Origin of the sequence: Streptomyces sp. WAC07094, assembly GCF_036320405.1 — a bacterium.
In the GTDB taxonomy this organism is placed as follows: domain Bacteria; phylum Actinomycetota; class Actinomycetes; order Streptomycetales; family Streptomycetaceae; genus Streptomyces; species Streptomyces lannensis.
Map to the genome: position 1 here is coordinate 124872 of NZ_JAVMJZ010000004.1, position 19303 is coordinate 144174.

Consider the following 19303-nt stretch of genomic DNA (forward strand, 5'->3'; position numbering starts at 1 on the left):
CCCGACCGCGGGTGACCACGTCCTGACTATGGTCCGGCCGTGCCGGTGGAGTTTGCGGAGGGGCAGGTGACCCCCCAGGCCGCCTCGATCATCCGGAAGATCTCGTCCACCGCGGCCTTCGGATCGGCCGCCTCACGGGCCAGTGAATAGGCGTCGATCACGAACCTGGCGATCGCCCGGCAGGCCGTTGCGGTCCGGTCGGAATCGGCGGCGATGGCCGTTGCCAGCGACTCCGCGTGGCGCAGTCTCATGGACTCCTCGTACTCCCGCAGGGCAGGTGACTCGTCGATGAGGCGCCAGATCGGAGCGGCGCTGTCCGCCGTGCAGTGGCGCACCAAGGCCTGGATCTCGCGGCGCAGCGCCGGGATGAGCGGCTCGTGCGGCGCCCGGTCGGTGACCGCCTGCATGACGCGTTGCTCGAAGTCTTCGTCCTGTTCGAACACCAGGGCCTCTTTTGAGGCGAAGTGAGAGAAGAGCGTGGTGACGGCCACGTCGGCCTCGGTAGCCACGTCACGGATGCCCACCGCGTCGTACCCGCGTTCCAGGAAGAGTCGGAGGGCGGCATCAGCGATCTTCCGGCGGGTCACGGCCTTCTTGCGCTCACGGCGTCCGGTCGGCACGGTCATGCTCTCACGCTATCAGGTGCGAAACCATAACGGATCCAAAACACTATCCGTTAGTGTTATGGTCCCCGCATGAAGAAGGTGATCTTCGCCGATTTCGGCGGTCCGGACGTCCTGCGACTCATAGATGCCGAGGAGCCCCACGCGGGCCCCGGCCAGGTACGCATCGCCGTGCGGGCGGCGGGCGTGAACCCCGTCGACTGGAGGATCCGTGAAGGCCAGGTCCTGGGGGCCCATCCGATCGAGTTGCCCTCCGGGGTCGGGCTGGACGCCTCCGGGGTAGTGGACGAGGTCGGTGAGGGCGTCGAAGGGGTCGCGGTCGGCGACCGCGTGTTCGGCGAAGGCTCGAGCACGTACGCCGAGTTTGCCGTGCTGTCGGCTTGGGCCCGTACGCCCGAGGGGCTGACGTTCGAAGAGGCGGCCGGGTATCCCTCCGTGGTGGAGACCGCGCTGCGCATCATCCGCGAGGCCGGTGTGCAGGCCGGGCAGACGCTACTGGTCAGCGGTGCGTCCGGGGGAGTCGGGTCGGCGGTGCTGCAGATCGCCCGTGACCGCGGCATCACGGTGATCGGCACGGCTGGGGCCGCGAACCAGGACTACCTGCGGAGCTTGGGTGCTGTCGCCACGACGTACGGCGAGGGCTGGGTCGCGCGGGTGCGGGAGCTCGGCCATGTGGACGCGGCTCTCGACCTGGCCGGCTCGGGCGTGATCCGCGAGCTCGTCGAGTTGACCGGGGATGCGCAGAAGGTGATCTCCATAGCCGATCTCGAAGCGCCGGAGTTCGGTGTCCGATTCTCCGGCGTGGCCGGGAGCGTGCCGGAAGCGCTCGCCGAGGCCGTCGGCCTCATCTCGCGGGGAAAGCTCCACATCCCAATCGAGAAGTCGTACACGCTCGCCGAGGCCGCGGCGGCGCACATCGACAGCCAGGCCGGTCACACGCGCGGGCGCCGGGTTCTGGTCGTCTGAAGCCAGCTAGGCGTCGCCCTCAAGCAGGAAGTGAGGGCGACGCCAGCCAGGATCTCGCTACTTCGTCGGATGAACCGCTCCGGGTCTGGTGGAGGTGGGGGCGTGTGGTTGCACTCGGGCGGAGCCGGTTGGCGACCGCCCGGCACCACCTCAGCCCGCCATCGACGACAGCTACGAGGACAAGCTGGAGCTCGTCGCCACCGGCCACTGTGTCGCGATCTTCCCCGCCGGCGATCGACGCGCCGCTGTACGCGAGGACATCACCCTGGTGCCCGTCATCGACACCGATCCCTGCGAGGTCGTACTCGTCACGCGCGCCGACGACCCGAACCCGCTGCTCAGATCACTGGAAGATGTCGCACGTACAGTGCTCGGCACAGCCTCCAGGCGGGAGAACAGCGCGCTGCCGGTCAGCTGACCCTCAGGCGTGCCTTCGAATGATCTTGCGTTCTAGATCATCGGGTGACATGAACTGTCGGATGCGGAGCGGGAGTTCGTTCTGCCACTTCTGCCCGTGTCGTTGCGGGGCAGGAGGTGGTTGGACGACCCACGATGCTCAACGGGATCGTATGGAAGTTACGTACGGGACGGCTTGCGGAATGTTCCCGAGCGATATGGCCCGTGGTGCTGCACACCCGTTTCAACTCGGCCTCGTCAACGACGAGGCACAGCCCTGTCCTCCGAGCGTCTGCCACGGGCGGGCCCGCGCGGAAGTCGTGCGCCGCGAGCCGTCGTTCCGCACATGGACCGGCGCCCCGCGGCGTGACCTTCCAAGAAGATTCGGGAGTCGGCAGACCTGTTACGACCGCACCGGCATCGGTCCGCTGGACCACGTGGGGGGAGTGGACCTTCCGGGCTATCCAGGGCGCGATGTCGGCGCGGAAGGCCGCATCAACCGGACAGCGCCACTTGGCTGAGGGCGCACTCGCAGCGCGGACAAGCCTACGATTCCCGCGACTGAACGTCATTCGCCCTCGTGTCACTGATGAGCGTTGGCGTGGTGTTGGGAGAGGCACTTACAGCGCCGTTCTGTTTCGGGCCTCTACGGGGATCGCGTATCCGCGGGGGGCGGATTGCAATGCGCGATGCCGTGTTCAACGGCTCTTCCGCGGGTTGGTGACGGGCAGGGCTGTCGGTGGCGGCTGCAACCCTGTTGAGCATGGATGAGCTGGAGTTCATGCGGGGCCGCGTCTACGGGGCCGACCACGAGGACGCCGGGCCACGGCACGGGCGTGTGTACGCGGTGTTGGTCGCGGGCCCGCTGGACGGTCTGCTCTTGGATGTCACGGGTTGGTCCGCGCATGATCGGGCTGAAGGTGTCGCTTTGCGTACGGAGGTAGGGCGGTATGGTCCGGGTGGTCGGGCCCTGTATGCGCCCAGGCACGCGGATGGGGGTGTGTTCGACTGGTGCGGAGACGTCCCTTGAAGATGACCGTGGCGCTGGCCTCGACGGGCCGCAAGACCACTCCCGGCACCGGGACGACCACCACCCTACAGCGAGCTTGACCAGGTCGGCCTCCCTCGCCGCCGTCGGTATCGTTGACGAGAAGGCTCCTCAGCTACTCCTATGACGTGCTCGCCGCAAGACGGACATGCGCGACGGCGCCGCCCAAGGATCCCGCCCACGTGTCGGTAGGCCACGGTGACGGGAGTGCGCCTTGGGTAGCGGACCCGCCTCTGGTCGCTCATGGGCTGAGCTGCCGTTCGGTCCCGGTTGGACAATTACCGGATCCGGCGGGCGGCTTCAAGCTCCCCGCGGCGTGGGCTGTCCCGCCTTCGACGCGCGCCCGGGCATACGACGGGAGAATCACCGCTCACCCTGGCGAGGGTTCTCCTCCAAGCAACGGTCCGTGCTGCACACTGCTCTGACAGACTCACAGGCATGTCCGGATGCTGCGTCTTGACGACGGGGATGTCCTCGCCGTCGGGGGTGGCCGCCCGTGGCGCCGAACGGCTCGCTCAACAGCCAAGGGGCCGGTACCGCCCCTTGGCCCCCGATGCATGTCCTGACACGTGCACGGTTCACGGGCAGCGGCTCGCACAATCGGAACACAGTGCAGGAGCAGGCAGGAAGAAGCAGTAGTGGAACACAGCGATCCCTCCACCACCACGGTGTCGCCCCGCGTCGCTACGTTGGTGGCCCGCAGCGGGGACCTCAAGGGCGAACTGGTGGCCTTCGCACAGAGTCCGCGTTTTGCCCGGCGGCTGGATGCCCGGCTCGATGAGGCAGCGGACCGGCTCGGCTTCCTGGACGAGGCGACCGCCATCGTCACCATCGACCACTTCGTGCTGCAGCACCGCCTCGCGGACGGCTCCAGTGTCCTTGAGCGGTTTGTGGCGCAGCGGCGGCCGCGGTTGGGCGAGGACGAGCGGGCGATGCTGCTCGGCTGGCACGATGTGGTGGAGGGGGTCTTCGAGGTACAGGGCTTCGAGAAGGACGCCGTCGTCCTGCACAACCTGCTCGATGACCTTGTCTACCAGGTCCACTCCAACCTGGGGCGGCGTGCCCTGGGCAAACTCCGCCCCGGGATGTTCGTGACTGCCCGTATCGTGCCCGTGCATCCCGACACCGACGCCTGGCTGGTCAGCGGCAATCTCAGCATCTACGCGGCCGGCGACGGGCCGCGACTGGCACAGCTCGCCGTCCAAACGCTCGCCACTCATCCGCAGGTGCTGCGCCGCAATCCCGAGATGCTGCGCAAGGCGTGGCAGATGCAGGCCGAGGCCCGCGCCGACTTCATCGAAGTGTTCGGGACCGACATACTCGTCCTGGACCCCGGCGAGGCGACCGCGCGGATGCGGGAGTACCACCGCCACCGGCAGGACAAGGCCCTGGCCGAACTCGACGACGAGACCGCCGCCAAGGCAGCACGCGGCGGGCCCTCCCTCGACGAACTCAGCAGCATCCCCGAAGAATTCCACGACGCGGACACCGTCGCCGTGATCTACGACGAGACCGAAGGCCTGTGCTACTACGCCGACTTCGGCCACCTCGACGCACTGTTCGCCGATCCCGCCCTGACCCGCGACCGCGCCCACCTGAGCCGGCTTCGGGAGTACCTCAACGACGACTCCGTCGCTCCCATGGTCATCCGCCGTCTGGTCCAGCGGCATCCCGAGAACGCCGATGCCGTCTTCCAAGCGCTTCTACGTAAACCCACGTTCGCCTGGGACCGGGACGGGGAGACGCTGCTGCGCCGCCGCAAGGCGGAGCACTTCGCCCACGAGCCCCTGCCCAGCGTCACCCCGGTCGGCAACCGCCTCGCGGAACTTTTGCGCAAGCCAGGAAGAAAGCGGCGATGAGGCTGCCCCGCATGGCTGATCCTCGCTGCCTACACCACCTGCGGCTTGCCCGCCCGGTGGCAGCCGACCTGCGTCGCCTCTGAGAGACCACGCCGCGCTGCTTTGCGGGGTGTGCAGGTCGCGGCGGGGTGTGGCCCGGGTTTTCTGCCTGGAGGCGTCCGGGGCCCGAGCCGGGAGAGTCTCGGTGCTTGGGCCGGGCAGGCGGTCCGTGGACGGATGCGCTGGAAGTCCCAGCGGAGGCGGGCGGGGGGTGAGTCCGTCCGGTGGCTGACCGCACGTGGGCGTCTTGCAACCGCATGGCTGCATGAAGCGACTGCGCCCTCAAAATCGCCCGGGGCCGCGCGCAAGCCCAACCGGCGGGGTCATCGCCGCGTCCAGCCTCGATCGGGGTTCGGTCTTCACTTTGCGACTACCGGCAACTGACCTCGAAGGCTTGCCCATCAAGTACCGACGGGCGAGCTCAACAAGGACATATTGCGTAAAGTGTCAAATAAAGCCCTTATCGTGCTTGCCGGACCGGGTCGTGCCTGGTGCTCTGTGGTGGGGCTGTCCTGCGTGTCGGGATTCGCGTGGACTCTATGCTGGCCCGTGGTCGAACCCCGTCAAGGCGGGGTGCTTCGGATCTACATGTCATTACAGTTGGTACGGTAATTCCTGTGTGTATACGTTTCGCCGTGCTCGGCCCGGTCAGAGCCTGGCGCGGCGACACGGAACTGGTGCTGGGGCCGCCCAAACAGCGGGCCCTCCTTGCACTGCTGCTGACCGAGGTGGGGCATCCCGTCGCCGTCCATGAGATCGTCGATGCCCTGTGGGGGCAGGATCCGCCGGACACCGCCGTCAACGTGGTCCAGCGGCACATCGGCGCACTGCGCCGACTGCTCGAACCCGATCTCCCGGCGGGGAGTGAGTCACGGTGGCTGGTGCGTGGCTCGGGTGGCTACCGACTGGAAGTAGAGCCTGACGGACTTGACCTACTTCGCTTCCGAGCCCTGCGGCAGGAGGCGGAGCATGCTGCGCAGAGCGGGGATGCGGCTGCTGCCACCGAGTACTTGATCGAGGCTCTGGCCATGTGGCGCGGGCCCGCGGCCTCGGGGATTGCGGTAGAGGTGAGGTCTCACCCCGCCTTCTCCGCCCTTGACGGCGAACATCTGACCGCCGTCAAGGAAGCGGCCGAGCTGGCTCTGGAGGCCGGACCGGGCCTGGGTGCGCGAGTGCTGGTGACGCTTCGGCAGGCCGCTGCGCAGCATCCGTTGGACGAGGCGTTGCAGGCCAGGCTGATCCTGATGCTTGCAGCCACCGGGCATCGGGCCGAGGCCTTGGACGTTCATCGGTCGGTGCGTAGCAGACTCGCTGAGGAACTAGGGGTACAGCCGGGACCCGAACTGCAAGCCGCTCACCAGCGTGTGCTGGGCCGCGCCTATGCCCTGCGTGCTGCTGAGCAGGTCGCAAGCGGGGAGTCCACCGATCCTGACGCGAGTGGGGGAGAGGCGGCCGATGCGGCGAAGGCCCAGCTGGACGCCGGCGTCGTGGTGCGGCCTGCCCAACTGCCCGTGGGTCTGCGTGCCTTCACCGGTCGACGCCATGAGCTCGCTCACGTCGAGAGGTTGTTGCCCGCGCCTGAAGGGGCGGTGTCCACCGTATTGATCGGCGGCATGGCGGGTGTGGGTAAGACAACGCTGGCGGTCCACTGGGCACACATGCTCGCCGACCGTTTCCCCGATGGACAGCTCTACGTCAATCTGCGCGGTTTCCACCCCACTGGCTCGGTCATGAGCCCGGCCGAGGCGATACGGTCCTTCCTCGACGCATTCGGCGTTCCAGCACAGCGCATTCCGGCGGGGCTGGATGCGCAGGCTGCGCTGTATCGCAGCCTGGTCGCCGGCCGGCGAGTGCTGATCGTCCTCGACAACGCTCGAGACACTGAGCATGTCCGCCCCCTCCTGCCCGGTGCCCCTGGTTGCCTGGTAGTCGTCACCAGCCGTAACCAGCTGTACGGGCTGGTCGCCGGCGAAGGCGCGTACCCGCTGACGCTGGGCGTGCTCAGCGACGCGGACGCCAGCGAGTTCCTTTCCAGCCGTCTCGGCGCCGAACGGATCGCGGCCGAACCCGACGCGGTCGCGCAGATTATCGCCGCGTGCGGACACTTGCCTCTCGCGCTGGCCGTCGTCAGCGCTCGCGCTGTGGTGAACCCGACCTTTCCGCTCGCGTCCATCGCGGCCGAACTGCACGAGAACGAGGACAGCCTCGACGCGTTTTCCGGGGAGGCCCCTGTCGCAGACGCACGCAGCGCGTTCTCATGGTCATATCAACTTCTCACCCCCGCGTCCGCCCGCGTTTTCCGCCTGCTCGCACTGCATCCGGGACCCGACTGCTCACTCGCGGCCGTCGCCAGCCTGGCCGGTCAGCGCACTGGCCAAACCAAGGCACTTCTGACGGAACTGGTTCGGGCCCACCTGATCACCGAGCCCGTTCCCGGACGTTACGGATGTCACGAACTGCTCCGCGCCTACGGCGCCGAACTGGCCCGGGCGCAAGACACAGCACACGAGTTGGCCATGGCACGGCGCCGCATGCTGGACCACTACCTGCATGGTGCGCACGCTGCGGACAGCGTCCTTGCGCCCAGCCGGGAGCGAATCGACCTGCGGCCCCACCTACCCGGGGTGACTGTGCCGCGCCTGGCCAACCAAACGGCCGCTGCCGAGTGGCTGGAGACCAACCGCTCCGTCCTGCTCGCCGCGATCGAACAGGACGCCCGGCACGGAACCGGCGAGCACGGCTGGCAGCTGGCCGCGACACTGGAGCTGTACCTGGACCGCAACGGCCGCTGGCAGGAACAAGTCGCCGCCCAGACAGCCGCCGTGGGCGCGGCCCAACGCCTGGGCGACATTCGTGGTCAGGCACATGTGCACCGCGCGCTCGGCTTCGTCAACGGCCGCCTCGCACTGTGGGGCGAAGCCGACGCGCACCTCGCGCGCGCCTTGGAGCTGTTCAGCGAGATCGGCGACCTAGCCGGGCAGGGTCGAACCCGCCGCTATCTCGCATTCCTGGCCAACCGGCGCAAGCAGCATGAGCAAGCCCTCGAACACTACAAGCACGCGAGCACCCTGTACCGCGCGGCTGGACTGCGCAGCGGCGAGGCGAGCATTGCCAACGAGGTCGGATGGACGCACATCCTGATGGGCAAGTACGAAGACGCCTTGGACGAGTGTGCGCAGGCGCTCTCGGACCACCAGGCGAGCGGCGACCGCAACGGCGAGGCCGCTGCATGGGACAGTCTCGGCTACGCCCACCACCACCTCCACAACCACGAACGGGCGCTCGATTGCTATGAGCACGCCCTGGAGCTGTACCGGGCGATCCGCGACCGCTACCTGGAGGCCGACACTTTGGTGCACATCGGCGAAACCCATCGTGCAGCCCACCACCCCACACAGGCCGTGCACGCATGGCGCGAAGCACTCGCCATCCTCGAGGAGATGGGCCACCCGGATGCTGCACACGTCCGCGACCGGCTGAAGGGCCCTCTCGCACCTGATCCGCCCCCACGTCAGTAAACCGTCAGCGTTCCGGAAGCGGACCCTGCCTACGCTCCCGCTCCGCTCCACCAGGAGCTGAAGCCGCGTACAGCCTTGTCCTTCAGGAACTGGAACATGACCTCGACCACTGACGCGGCCGTCGCGTCGGCCGCCCACCGCAATCAGCTGCTGCACACCCTGATGTCCGACCATGCGAAAGCATTGGTTGCCTACGCCGCCAAGCTGCTGAACGACCACCACATGGCGGAGGACATCGTCCAGGAAACCCTCATCCGCGCCTGGTCACACGCGGAACGCCTCTACAGCACCGAGGGATCAATACGGGGCTGGCTCCTCAAAGTCACGCGCAACCTCGTTGTCGACAAGATGCGCAGCGCCGCCGCCCGCCACGAGACCCTCGACGCCCACGACCGGGACATGCCATTGCCTGACCATTCCGGCACGGTGCTGACCTCGGTCGAGACGATCGAACTGCTGCGACAGCTGTCCCACGAACACCGCGAGGTCCTGCTGCACACCTACCTGTGCGGCCGGACAGCACAGGAAACGGCTCGCATCCTCGGTATACCTGCCGGCACCGTCAAGTCCCGCCAGCACTACGCCCTCAACACCTTGCGCGCCAAAGCCGACCGGGGCCTCAGGCCGGAACGGTGAGCTGCACATCCAGCACGGGGATGTCGACATGGCCGTCGGCATCGGTGTACCAACGCCAGTGCGCGCCGCTTGCTTCGCCGCAGACCAGCCCCGTCCAGCCCGCGCCGCCAGGCCCGCACAGGGCGGCCAGCTCCGCGGCCTCCCGCTCGCCGGGTGCACCGGTGACCACGACCAGGCCCTGCACCGGTCGGCGCGACGCGCCGGCGCGTACCGTCCCGTGCTCCGTCGCCGGCACCGAGACAGCAGGGGCCTCCACTCGGGGCAGCTCTCGCAGACCCGTGGGTACGGTGAAGGCCGGGGCACCGTCGGCTCCGCGCAGCACGCTCACCGGGGTGTTCGGCCGGGTGCGTGCGATTTCCGCCAGCAGGTTGTGCACGACGTCCCGGGCCACGGCCTGATCACCGCTCACGCTGAGGACACCGTCCAGCCAGCTGAGGTCCACGAACACGGGCTCACCGTCGCTGTCGGTGCCGGCCCGAACGAGGCAGGCCGTGCTGACCGAGGACTGCGGCGTCATACCGGTGGTCTCCCCGCGGGTCAGCCAACCGCCGGCTGCGGCAGGGCGGCGCCAGCGCGTGCTGTCAATGTTCGTCCACGGGGCGTCGGCTGCGTCGGAGGCCGTAAGCCATACGGTCACGCCCGTGTCGTCGACGCGCAGCGCGTGCACCGGCCGTTCGGGCTGCTGCCGGGTGGGAGTGAAGTCGTCCAGGGTGGCGTAGGCGCGCCGCACGGATTCGGCGTCGGTGGCGAACCGTCGGCCCGCCGCCCGCCGCTGCGTCAGCCGGCGCTTGCGCCGCATCGGCTCGCCCAGCTTGCGGACGGCGCGCAGTGAGGCGGCGTACGCGCTGCGCACCCTGCGCCTTGCCACGATGCCCGCGGTGATCAGCGCGAGCACGATCGCTGCGAGCACGGCCACGACCGCGGTCAGCGGAATGGTGAACATCGTGGTCCAAGCGGTGTTCGGCGGCGACGTCCGCTGTCCGGAGTCCGGCGGAGAGGAGACAGCGTTCTGCGTTCCGGTGTCACGGGCCAGTTGGACCTCGGGTCCCGCGGCGTCCTGCGGAAGGCGCAGGATCCAGCCGGGGTGCAGCTGGTCGTCCGGGCCGTTGAGCGCCCCGCCGTCCTTTTGTGCCAGACCGCGGTTGAGGTCGAAGACCTCAACCGAGCGCGAGGGGTCGCCCAATGTCGAGGCGGCGATCGATTGCAGGGTGGCAGGCTGTCCGCCCGTCGCAGTGGGCTCCGGGACCACGAACACCTTGATCAGACCGTCCCCGGACGCCGCGTGCGCGGACGTGGCTGCCCCGAGCGCTAGGCACGCCGCCAGCAGTGCGGCCAGGGCGTGCAGAAGCACGCGTGCCGTGGCGTGTGCCGGCCTGTGCTCGAACCCGAAGTCCGCGCCGTTGCTCATCGTGTCCACCCATGCCCTCCGGGATTTCGTTGCACCGACTACACGGAGCCGACCGGTGAAAGCGTTCGAAGCGAAAACGGTTTGAACCCTCCGGACGGCCGCCCCCGTGTACCTGGCGATCGCGTCTCACAGGCACCGCACCGGGGGATTCCAATGGCACGTCGGCACGCCAGTCCCGAGGACTTCCAGCTCGTCGGCATGGACTCGGACCCGACACCTGGTGACCCTGACCTCATCCAGGGCGTGATGCAGCGGTACCGGGACATCGGTGATGCCGCGGAGAAGGCGCTGAACGTCCTGAAGAAGGACGGGACGATCTCACAGGGCCGTGGTGCGGCGATGGATCAGCTGAAGGAGAAGATCGGCGACGATCTCCCGGACAAGCTGACCAAGACGATGACGTCCTACCACGATGCGGCCCAGGCATACAGCGACTACATGCCGCGGCTGCGTGAGGCCCAGGACACCTTCGACCGGGCGGTGGACCAGGCGCGGTCGGCCGCACCGCAGGCGAATCAGGCGCCCAAGGAACTGAGTGCGAACCCGACGGACGAGGAGAAGTCGCAGGCCCGCACGACGCAGGACTCCATCGACGCGGGCAAGGCCGAGCTGAGCGCGGCCAAGAGTCTGGCGGAACAGGCCAGATCGATGCGCGAGAGTGCGCAGCGGCAGTGCGCCGACGTGCTGGACCGGGCGGCCAAGGAGGCGATTCCGGAGCGCAACATCTTCCAGAAGATCGCCGACTTCTTCAAGGACTTCCCGTTCGTCCAGATTCTGCTGGCCGCCCTCGTCGCCGTCGTGGCGGTGTTCTTCCCGGTGGTGGGCGCGCTGTTGGGCGGGGCGCTCTTTGTCTTCAACCAAGTCGTCGCCAGTCAGACCGGTGGTCTTAAAGCCGGTGACTTCGTCGTCGGCCTGCTCGGGATCATCCCGGGCGGTTCCCTGCTGAAGCTCGGCGGCAAGGCCGTCGAGGCGATCGCGCCGGCCGCCGTGGCCGCTGTGAAGAACTCCGGCTTCATCACCAAGAGCACCGGCTCGATCAGCAAGATCGGTGAGTCTCTCGCCAACAGCAAGGTCATCGGTGGCGTCCTTGCCAACCCCGTAGGAAAGGCGGCTACGGAAGTCACCGGCAAGTTCCTGACCAACTCGGGGCTGGAAGCGGCTGCCAAGGCGGCCAACCACGACAAGATCACGGCGGCGGGTGTGTTCGCCGGGGCTGCGGCCGGAGCCGTGGCCGGAGTCGCCTTCAAGGGAGGCGTCGGCAAGATAGGAAAGAGCCGCGGGAACCCCCCGGTGGAGGAGGGCAAGGGCGGCCGGTTCGGTGACACCACAGCACCTGCCGCCGCCGACACCGTAGGCAAGCGGGCGTCCGACCAGGTCGGTGGCTTCGTCGAGGAAGGCGCCACCCTAGGCACCAAGATCGGTGTGGGTGTGGCCCAGGGCGGCGACCCCAACGAGGTGGCCGCCGGTGAGATCGCCAACTCCGCTCCCAAGCTGGGCGTGGGGCCGGTGGGCAAGGCAGGCCTCGGTCGGGCCGTCGACGGCCTCGCCGACAAGATCCCCATCAAGGGCAGTCCCCGGCCGCCGGCCGGTCCGGTCCACACACCCCCCGCCGCTCAACCCACGACGCCGGATCCGGCGGACGTGCCGCTTCCCCCGTCACCGACCGGTTCGCGTCCCTCCAGCCCGGCCCCGGTGAATCCGGCGGATGTGCCGCTTCCGCCGTCACCGACCGGTTCGCGTCCCTCCAGCCCGGCCCCGGTGAATCCGGCGGACGTACCGCTTCCGCCCTCGCCCACCTCCTCGGGACCCACAGCTCCACCGATCAGCACGTCCGACGCGCAGTCGAACGGCGGCACCGGCTCACCTTCCCCGTCCAGCGACGGGTTCGTCACAGCACCGACGAGCCCTTCGGAAAGCCCGGACGCCGGTACAGGTCGCTGAACGTCCACCCATCCACCAGTCCTCCATCCCCGAAAGGGATGGACCGCACCGCACACCAGCAAGGAGTACTCCCATGCCCAACTACAGCGTCAACTCGGACACCACCTCCTCGACTTCGCAGGCCCTCCTCAATGACTTCTCCCAGCTGCAGGACAAGCTCACCGAGGTCAAGGGCAAGATCTCCAACCTGCTCGCCGACGGCTACAGCACGCCGGCCGCCCAGCAGAAGTTCTCGCCGTTCTTCGACGAGTTCGCCAAGGGCTTCGACCAGGTCAACCAGGGGCTGCAGGGGATCGGCCAGTACGTGAAGTCCGTCGGCGAGGCCTTCGACCAGACCGACAGCCAGCTCGGCTCCAACCTCTCCTGACCCACCGGACCAGCTCGCCGCCACGGCGGCCGGCGCCGCACCCCACCTCCACACCAGAAGGACGATGAGCAGTGCGATTGACCGTCAGCGTGCGTGACCCGCAGGTCGAGGGGGTGTCCACCACCGTCGCCGTGGAAACCGAACCGGCCGCGCAGGCGGGCAGGTTCGCGGCCGAGCTGGCACGTGCCGTCGGATATGCGGGGGCGGCCGAGGGGGAGCCGTCCCTCTACATCGACTCCACCCCCCTCGACCCGCACACCACCCTGCAGGTCGCCGGTGTGCGGGACGGCATGGACCTTGGGCTCGGAGCTCCCCTTCCCCGGGAGCCCGAGCCCGAGGGCCGAACCGAAGTCCGTCTGGTCTCAGGTCCCGGAGCCGGAACCGTCTTCCGGCTCGTCCCGGGTGACTACGACATCGGCAGCGGCCCGGCGTGCCGTATCCGCCTCGCCGAGGGGGCGCCGACGCTCGCGGCCCGGGCCCGTATCCGCCTCGACGGCAGCGCCGAACTCCTCATGACCGATGCGGCGTTGCTCGACGGGAAACCCGCACACAGCCCCGCACCGTGGAGGGAGGGCAGCCAGCTCGCCGTCGGCGACATCCTGCTGGAGCTGACCTCACGGCCGACGGCCCGCGCTCCACTGACACCCGCGCAGGACGGGCTGGGCCTGGAGTTCAACCGGCCGCCGAGGTTTCTGCCGCCCGCCGCGGGCGCGAAGTTCCGGCTGCCCACCCCTCCCACAAAGCCCGACAAGCGGCCCATCCCGCTGCTGCCGATCCTGCTGCTGCCGGCAGGCAGCGCCGCTATCGCCATCTTCGTCACCCACCGGTGGTCCTTCGTCTTCATCGCTCTGCTCTCGCCGATCGCCGCCCTGGTGACCCAGTTCGGCGGACGCAAGCAGGCGATGCTGAAATACCTGGAGAAGAAGGAAGAGCACGAGCAGGCACTGGCCCGCGTGCGCGCCGACATCGACGCTGCCGTACTCGAGGAACAGCACAACCTGCGCCTTTCTCTGCCCGATCCGGCCACACTCCTGCAGATGGCCGCCCAGCCCTCCGAACGGCTGTGGGAGCGCCGCTGGCAGGACCCCGATTTCTTGTCCGTGCGCGTCGGCACAACCGACCTGCCTTCCTCGATCAGCGTCGACGACCCGGAGCAGGACGAGCACCGGCGCAGCACCGTGCCCTGGCTGAACCAGGTGCCCGTCGCCGTTCCGTTGCGCAGGGCGGGAGTCGCGGGTGTCGCCGGACCGGGAGCGACCCGGCTGACCGGCTGGCTGGCTGCCCAGGCCGCCGCTTTGCACAGCCCCACCGACTTGCGCATCGTCGTCCTTGCCGGACCCGACGGCGAACGCGACTGGTCCTGGAGTCGTTGGCTGCCCCACACGCAGGCACAGGGCGAGGACGCCTACGCCCTGATCGGCAGTACCGCCGAATCCCTGGCCCGGCGCATCGGCGAACTCGGCCAGATCGTCGCCTCCCGCATGGCTGCCGGCCCCGACGTCATTCGCGGCGGAGCCAACGGCTATCCCGACATCCTCGTCGTCCTGGAACAGGCACGCCGGGCCCGCTCGCTGCCCGGCGTGATCGCGCTGCTGCGTGACGGCCCCTCCGTGGGCGTCTACACGGTGTGCATCGATCGTGAAGAGCGACTACTGCCCGAGGAGTGTGGCGCCGTCGTCGTCACCCAAGCAGGCGCTAGCACATCCACGGTGCGCACCGGCTCCGGCGCTGCACTGGAGAACGTGCGCAGCGACTCCCCGGAGCCCGGCTGGTACGAGCAGTTCGCCCGTGCACTGGCCCCGCTGCGCGGCGTCGGCGACAGCGACGAGAGCGCACTCCCCGGCTCCGTACGCCTGCTGGACCTGCTGCACATGGAACCGCCCACCGCGGAGGCCGTGGTGGCCGGCTGGGCGCTGGGAGGTCGCAGCACCCGGGCCCTGCTCGGCGTCGGATACGACGGTGAGTTCGCCGTCGACCTGGTGCGTGACGGCCCGCATGCTCTGATCGCCGGCACCACCGGCTCGGGCAAGTCGGAACTGCTGCAGACCCTCGTTGCCACCCTCGCCGTGGTCAACCGGCCTGATGAGATGACCTTCGTACTCGTCGACTACAAGGGTGGCAGCGCCTTCGCCGAGTGCGCCGACCTGCCGCACACCGTCGGCCTGGTCACCGACCTCGACACCAGGCTGGTGGAGAGGGCACTGGTCTCCCTGGGCGCAGAACTGCGCCGCCGAGAGACCCAGCTGGCCCAAGCAGGCGCCAAGGACATCGAGGACTACCTCGACAAGCGCGCACGCGGCGGCAACGTCCTGCCGCCGTTGCCCCGCCTGCTGCTGGTCATCGACGAGTTCGCATCCATGGTGCGCGAACTGCCCGACTTCATCTCGGGCCTGGTGAACATCGCGCAGCGCGGCCGATCGCTCGGCATCCACCTGGTGCTGGCGACGCAGCGGCCCGGGGGAGCGGTCACCCCGGACATCCGCGCCAACACCAATCTGCGTATCGCTCTGCGCACCACCGACACCAGTGAGAGCCGCGACATCATCGACGCCCCCGACTCCGGGGACATTTCACCGGCCAACCCCGGCCGCGCCTACGCCCGACTCGGGCCGTCGGCGCTGCTGCCCTTCCAGTCGGGCCGCGTCGGTGGCCGCCGCCCCGGCGGCCAGGGCGCCGAAGGAACCGAGACGACCGTTGAAGCAGAACCAGTGACCTGGCAGAACCTCGGCGGCCCGCTGCCCACCCGCGGCTCCCGCGCAGGCTCGGGCGCGGCGCAGACCGAGGCCGTCACCGACCTCGCGGTCCTGGCCGGAGCCGTTGCACAGGCATCCCGGCTCGCCGAGGTACCGCCCCAGCCCAGCCCCTGGCTGCCGCCCCTGCCTGCACTGCTCCCATGGACGGCACCGCCCGCGCCCAAGCCGTCCGCCGAACGCGAGGCAGCCCTGCCCGCAGTGGAGTACGGCATCGTCGACCTGCCCGCACAGCAGACCCGCACCCCTCTGGTCCTCGATCTCGACCGAGCCGGCCACCTGCACATCGTCGGCTCGCCGCGCAGCGGACGCTCCCAGACATTGCGTACCCTGGCCGCGGCACTCGGCCAGGCCCATGGCGCCGACGACGTCCACCTGTACGGCATCGACTGCGGTAACGGTGCGCTCAACGCCCTGACCACGCTGCCGCATTGCGGAGCGGTCGTCGACCGCAATCAGATCGAGCGCCTGGGCCGTCTGCTGGACCGGCTGGGAGCCGAACTCAGCGCACGACAGAGCATTCTGGGCGCGCGGGGCACAGCCGACCTGACCGAACTGCGAAAAAACCAGCCGCACCAGCAGCGGCTCGCCCACATCGTGCTGATGGTCGACCGGTTCGAGGTCTTCGAACGCGAATTCACCTCGTACGACAACGGCAGCTACATGGAACGCATGCTGCGCCTGCTGCGCGACGGAGCCGGCGCCGGTATCCATGTCGTGCTGGCCGGCGACCGGGTGCTCGCCGGCAGCCGCTTCTCCGGTACCACCGAAGACAAGATCGTCCTCAGGCTCAACGACCGCCAGGACTACTCCAGCGTCGGCATCCCCTCCAAATCGGCACCGTCCGACCCCGCGCCGGGGCGCGGCATCCGCACCCAGGATCTGAGCGAGGCGCAGATAGCGGTACTCGGCGAGGACTTGTCCGGTACCGCACAGGCCGAGGTCCTGGCCACCCTGGGCCGGGAGCTGACCGAGCGCGAAGCCTCGGTCCCCGATGCACGGCGCCCGATCCGGCTGGACGTGCTCCCCGACCGGATCGCGTATGCCGACGCCCTCGCTCTGCACACCCACGCAGCGCCGATGCAGCCTCTGGTGGCCGTCGGCGGCGACACGCTCACCTCGCTCGGCCCCGATCTCGCGGACGTACCGACCTTCGTGATCGCCGGACCGCCACGCACCGGCCGCAGCACCGCCCTGTTCACCGCGGCGCAGTCGCTGCTCGCCGCCGGAACCGGCCTCATCGTGCTGGCCCCGCGCCGCTCGCCGCTGAGGCAGTTGGAGGGACGGCCCGGCGTGACCGCCGTCATCACCGACACCGAGGTGTCGGTGGGAGACTTCCGCAACGCGCTGGGCAATGTGCCACAGGAGCACGGCGTGATCGTCGTGGACGACGCAGAGCTGTTCATGGGAGCCGAAATCGACTCCGACCTCGCGCTGCTCGCCCGCGGCGGCGCCGGGACCGGCTGGGGCGTCCTCGCGGCCGGCAACGCCGAATCGCTGTCGTTGAGCCTGGCCGGCTGGATGGGACAGGTCAAACGCAACCGCACCGGCATGCTCCTGTCCCCGCAGGGGCCGAGCGACGGCGATGTGATCGGCGTGAAGCTGCCGCGAGGCGTTGTCGGACAGGCTCCGCAGCCAGGGCGGGGCCTGCTGCACCTGGGCGACGGAACCCTGCGGACGGTGCAGGTGCCTCTGCTTGAGGCGGAGCTCTAAAAGCCCGGGAGGTGCGCCCCGCGTTCCCACGGGGGACGCACCTCCCTCCTTGCCCGCGGGCCGAGATGAGCGGTAGGCCCTGCGGAGCACCGAAGGACGGCCGGATCAGGGGACCCGGCCGTCCTTCGGCATGCAACGCAAGGGGGATCAGGCAGCGAGGCTGCCGCTCGTGCCTGCTTCGTCGCCGTTGCCGGAGACCTGGACACCATCGTCGGTCAGAAAGCGAAACGTGCTGGTGATGGCGTCGAACAGGTCATACACCTCGTTCTTCAGCGGCAGGTTGGGACTGGCGAGCGTGACCACGAGGAAGTCCCGGCTGCTGCCGGGCACCGGCATCATCGTGTGCATCGTCAGCAACTTGACGTCGATGTCCCCGGTCAGCCGGGTCACCTCGGTGCCGGTGACCCGGGCCACCGTGCCCACGTGGGGCACCTTCGCCGATGTGATGACCCGGTCCCGGGGTGCGACACCACTCGCTGAGGAGACACCCAGTCGCGCGGACAGCACGGGCAGCGTGAGCTCCTCGCCCTCGGGTGTGCTGACGGCGAAGACCATCGCGTAGGCCATGAAGAGGCCCTCGGTGTACATGGTCGCCGTACCCGCGGCCAGCAGCGCCCCGTGACGGCGGGCGGCGCGGGACACCTCCCGGCCCTGACGGAACATGTCGTTGATCCGCGCCTTCTGACGAGGGTCGCCGGTCGAGGCCAGTGCCTGGGCGCGGATTTTCGCCAGTTCCTCCCCGCTGAGGTCGACCTGCTGCCAGGGATCGGGGATGTCCAGCAGAAAACGCTGTGCAGTGCTCATAGGTCAGCCGCCATTTTCGGGGGAACAGTTGGACACGTCGGGGACATGACGGCGGAGCTCACTTGCCGCTTCCGTCGTCGAGGTTCGACACCGCGTCCTGGTCGGTCTTCTCGAAGGAGTCCAGGATGTCGCCGATGGCGTCCTGGATGCCCTTCACCTGCTTCTGCAGCTGGTGCTTTCCGTCTTCCCACTTGTTTTCGAAGTTCTGTGCGGAGCCGTGGGAGAGCTCGGGCCCGAACGCGGCATCGAAGTCGAACGTGTGGTGTCCGATGTCGATGAAGTCGTGCACGAAACCCAACATGTCCTGGGCCTCTTTGAGCTCACTCCCGGGGATGTTGACGTCCGACGCCACTGCGGGCTCCCGTTCCTGTGCGGTGAGGATTCATCTCCGTGCGGTACACGAGACCGGGGGAGCGGAGCGTTCAACGCGGCAGACGGTTCGATCGGTCCGGGCGGCGTTGAACCCTTGGCGGTGCCTGTCTCGTGTTGCGGGCATGAATCCGCTCTTCACCCGTCCGCCGTTCAACGGTGGCGCCGTACGCCGCACCGTTGTCGCATCCGTACTCGTACTGTGCGGCGCGGCGAGCCTGTCGGCCTGCGGCAAGACGATCACCATCGGCGACAGCCCGGCACCGGCTGCCTCCGCGGTGTCCTCCGCGGCCTCGGCCTCCCCTTCGAGCCCTCCGCCAGGCCAGAACGCGGGCAACTCGGCACTGCAGGTGGTCGACTCCACGGCGCAGGACGCCGGTCTCGACGGCAACGGCGGGACCGTGGTCGGAGCCGCGGTGCAAGAGGCACCGCCCAAGTGGGTCCAGCTGTCCGCGGTGACCTCACCACCGCTGTCTTCACCGCACCTCATCAACATCAACCAGGCGGCTTTGTACCGTTTCGACGACGACAGCGCCTCCCCGTCGCAGTCGGCCTGCAACGCCGCCTGCGCTACGAAGTGGCCTCCCGTGACCGTCCAGGAGGGCGGCAACGTCTACCTGGCAGGCGTGAACCCGAAGGAGGTCGGGGCCATTCGCCGCCAGGACGGCCAGGTCCAGATCACCGTCGGCGGATGGCCTGTCTACCGTTTCGCGGGCGACAGCAAGCCGGGGGACCTGAACGGTCAGGGGATCGACGGCAAGTGGTTCGCGGTGGGACCGACCGGGGAGAAGGCGACGCGATAGCGGGCGGCCGTGCGTCGGTAGGGGCCGCCCTACCCGCCTACACGGGCAGGGCGGCCACATGAG

At 68.8% G+C, this 19303-nt stretch carries 14 protein-coding genes; 10 read left to right on the forward strand and 4 right to left on the reverse strand.

What is annotated here, in order from left to right; genetic code table 11:
- Positions 1–26: 26 nt before the first annotated feature.
- Positions 27–626 carry a helix-turn-helix domain-containing protein gene (locus RCR19_RS42500; protein WP_331270457.1) on the reverse strand — a complete coding sequence of 200 codons (600 nt, stop codon included), beginning with the start codon at positions 624–626 and terminating at the stop codon, positions 27–29.
- A 69-nt stretch (positions 627–695) separates the two neighbouring features.
- Here RCR19_RS42500 and RCR19_RS42505 point away from each other — a divergent pair, with 69 nt between their 5' ends.
- The 6 genes from RCR19_RS42505 to RCR19_RS42530 all read left to right on the forward strand — a co-directional run bounded on the left by RCR19_RS42505 (position 696) and on the right by RCR19_RS42530 (position 9085).
- Positions 696–1589 (forward strand): NADP-dependent oxidoreductase, encoded by an 894-nt coding sequence (locus RCR19_RS42505; protein WP_331270458.1) that lies wholly within the window; start codon positions 696–698, stop codon positions 1587–1589.
- Positions 1590–1683: 94 nt separating this feature from the next.
- Positions 1684–2007 carry a hypothetical protein gene (locus RCR19_RS42510; RefSeq protein WP_331270459.1) on the forward strand — a complete coding sequence of 108 codons (324 nt, stop codon included), beginning with the start codon at positions 1684–1686 and terminating at the stop codon, positions 2005–2007.
- 741 nt (positions 2008–2748) lie between these two features.
- Entirely contained in the window at positions 2749–3015 is a 267-nt protein-coding gene (locus RCR19_RS42515; protein WP_331270460.1) for a hypothetical protein, read from the forward strand.
- 656 nt (positions 3016–3671) lie between these two features.
- Positions 3672–4892, forward strand: a complete 1221-nt coding sequence (locus RCR19_RS42520; RefSeq protein ID WP_331270461.1) for a hypothetical protein — start codon at positions 3672–3674, stop codon at positions 4890–4892.
- A 656-nt stretch (positions 4893–5548) separates the two neighbouring features.
- The gene (locus tag RCR19_RS42525) at positions 5549–8449 is read left to right on the forward strand and encodes a BTAD domain-containing putative transcriptional regulator (RefSeq protein WP_331270462.1); all 2901 of its coding nucleotides are present in this window, start codon (positions 5549–5551) and stop codon (positions 8447–8449) included.
- A 96-nt stretch (positions 8450–8545) separates the two neighbouring features.
- Positions 8546–9085 carry a sigma-70 family RNA polymerase sigma factor gene (locus RCR19_RS42530; RefSeq protein WP_331270463.1) on the forward strand — a complete coding sequence of 180 codons (540 nt, stop codon included), beginning with the start codon at positions 8546–8548 and terminating at the stop codon, positions 9083–9085.
- Here the strand turns inward: RCR19_RS42530 and RCR19_RS42535 are convergent.
- Positions 9069–10502, reverse strand: a complete 1434-nt coding sequence (locus tag RCR19_RS42535; protein WP_331270464.1) for a hypothetical protein — start codon at positions 10500–10502, stop codon at positions 9069–9071. The two genes, RCR19_RS42530 and RCR19_RS42535, sit on opposite strands and share 17 nt — an antisense overlap.
- 144 nt (positions 10503–10646) lie before the next feature.
- Here RCR19_RS42535 and RCR19_RS42540 point away from each other — a divergent pair, with 144 nt between their 5' ends.
- From RCR19_RS42540 to RCR19_RS42550, 3 genes are all read left to right on the forward strand, one after another.
- The gene (locus RCR19_RS42540) at positions 10647–12434 is read left to right on the forward strand and encodes a putative T7SS-secreted protein (RefSeq protein ID WP_331270465.1); all 1788 of its coding nucleotides are present in this window, start codon (positions 10647–10649) and stop codon (positions 12432–12434) included.
- 73 nt (positions 12435–12507) lie between these two features.
- Positions 12508–12801: a WXG100 family type VII secretion target gene (locus RCR19_RS42545; RefSeq protein WP_331270466.1), complete on the forward strand. Its 294-nt coding sequence runs from the start codon at positions 12508–12510 to the stop codon at positions 12799–12801.
- Between the two features lie 71 nt (positions 12802–12872).
- Positions 12873–17264 (forward strand): FtsK/SpoIIIE domain-containing protein, encoded by a 4392-nt coding sequence (locus RCR19_RS42550; RefSeq protein ID WP_331270467.1) that lies wholly within the window; start codon positions 12873–12875, stop codon positions 17262–17264.
- 147 nt (positions 17265–17411) lie between these two features.
- Here RCR19_RS42550 and RCR19_RS42555 read toward each other — a convergent pair whose 3' ends face one another.
- Positions 17412–18068, reverse strand: a complete 657-nt coding sequence (locus RCR19_RS42555) for a hypothetical protein (protein WP_331270468.1) — start codon at positions 18066–18068, stop codon at positions 17412–17414.
- A gap of 58 nt (positions 18069–18126) precedes the next feature.
- A complete protein-coding gene (locus RCR19_RS42560) occupies positions 18127–18420 on the reverse strand; it encodes a hypothetical protein (protein WP_059132391.1) in 294 nt (97 codons plus the stop codon).
- 142 nt (positions 18421–18562) lie between these two features.
- Here RCR19_RS42560 and RCR19_RS42565 point away from each other — a divergent pair, with 142 nt between their 5' ends.
- A complete protein-coding gene (locus tag RCR19_RS42565; protein ID WP_331270469.1) occupies positions 18563–19240 on the forward strand; it encodes a hypothetical protein in 678 nt (225 codons plus the stop codon).
- Positions 19241–19303: the final 63 nt, after the last annotated feature.

Bases quoted from the DNA above. Each gene is read 5' to 3' on its own strand.
- RCR19_RS42505 (WP_331270458.1), top strand. From the start codon at position 696: ATGAAGAAGGTGATCTTCGCCGATTTCGGCGGTCCGGACGTCCTGCGA.
- RCR19_RS42540 (WP_331270465.1), top strand. From the start codon at position 10,647: ATGGCACGTCGGCACGCCAGTCCCGAGGACTTCCAGCTCGTCGGCATG.
- RCR19_RS42555 (WP_331270468.1), bottom strand. From the start codon at position 18,068: ATGAGCACTGCACAGCGTTTTCTGCTGGACATCCCCGATCCCTGGCAG.
- RCR19_RS42545 (WP_331270466.1), top strand. From the start codon at position 12,508: ATGCCCAACTACAGCGTCAACTCGGACACCACCTCCTCGACTTCGCAG.
- RCR19_RS42565 (WP_331270469.1), top strand. From the start codon at position 18,563: ATGAATCCGCTCTTCACCCGTCCGCCGTTCAACGGTGGCGCCGTACGC.
- RCR19_RS42530 (WP_331270463.1), top strand. From the start codon at position 8,546: ATGACCTCGACCACTGACGCGGCCGTCGCGTCGGCCGCCCACCGCAAT.
- RCR19_RS42515 (WP_331270460.1), top strand. From the start codon at position 2,749: ATGGATGAGCTGGAGTTCATGCGGGGCCGCGTCTACGGGGCCGACCAC.
- RCR19_RS42500 (WP_331270457.1), bottom strand. From the start codon at position 626: ATGACCGTGCCGACCGGACGCCGTGAGCGCAAGAAGGCCGTGACCCGC.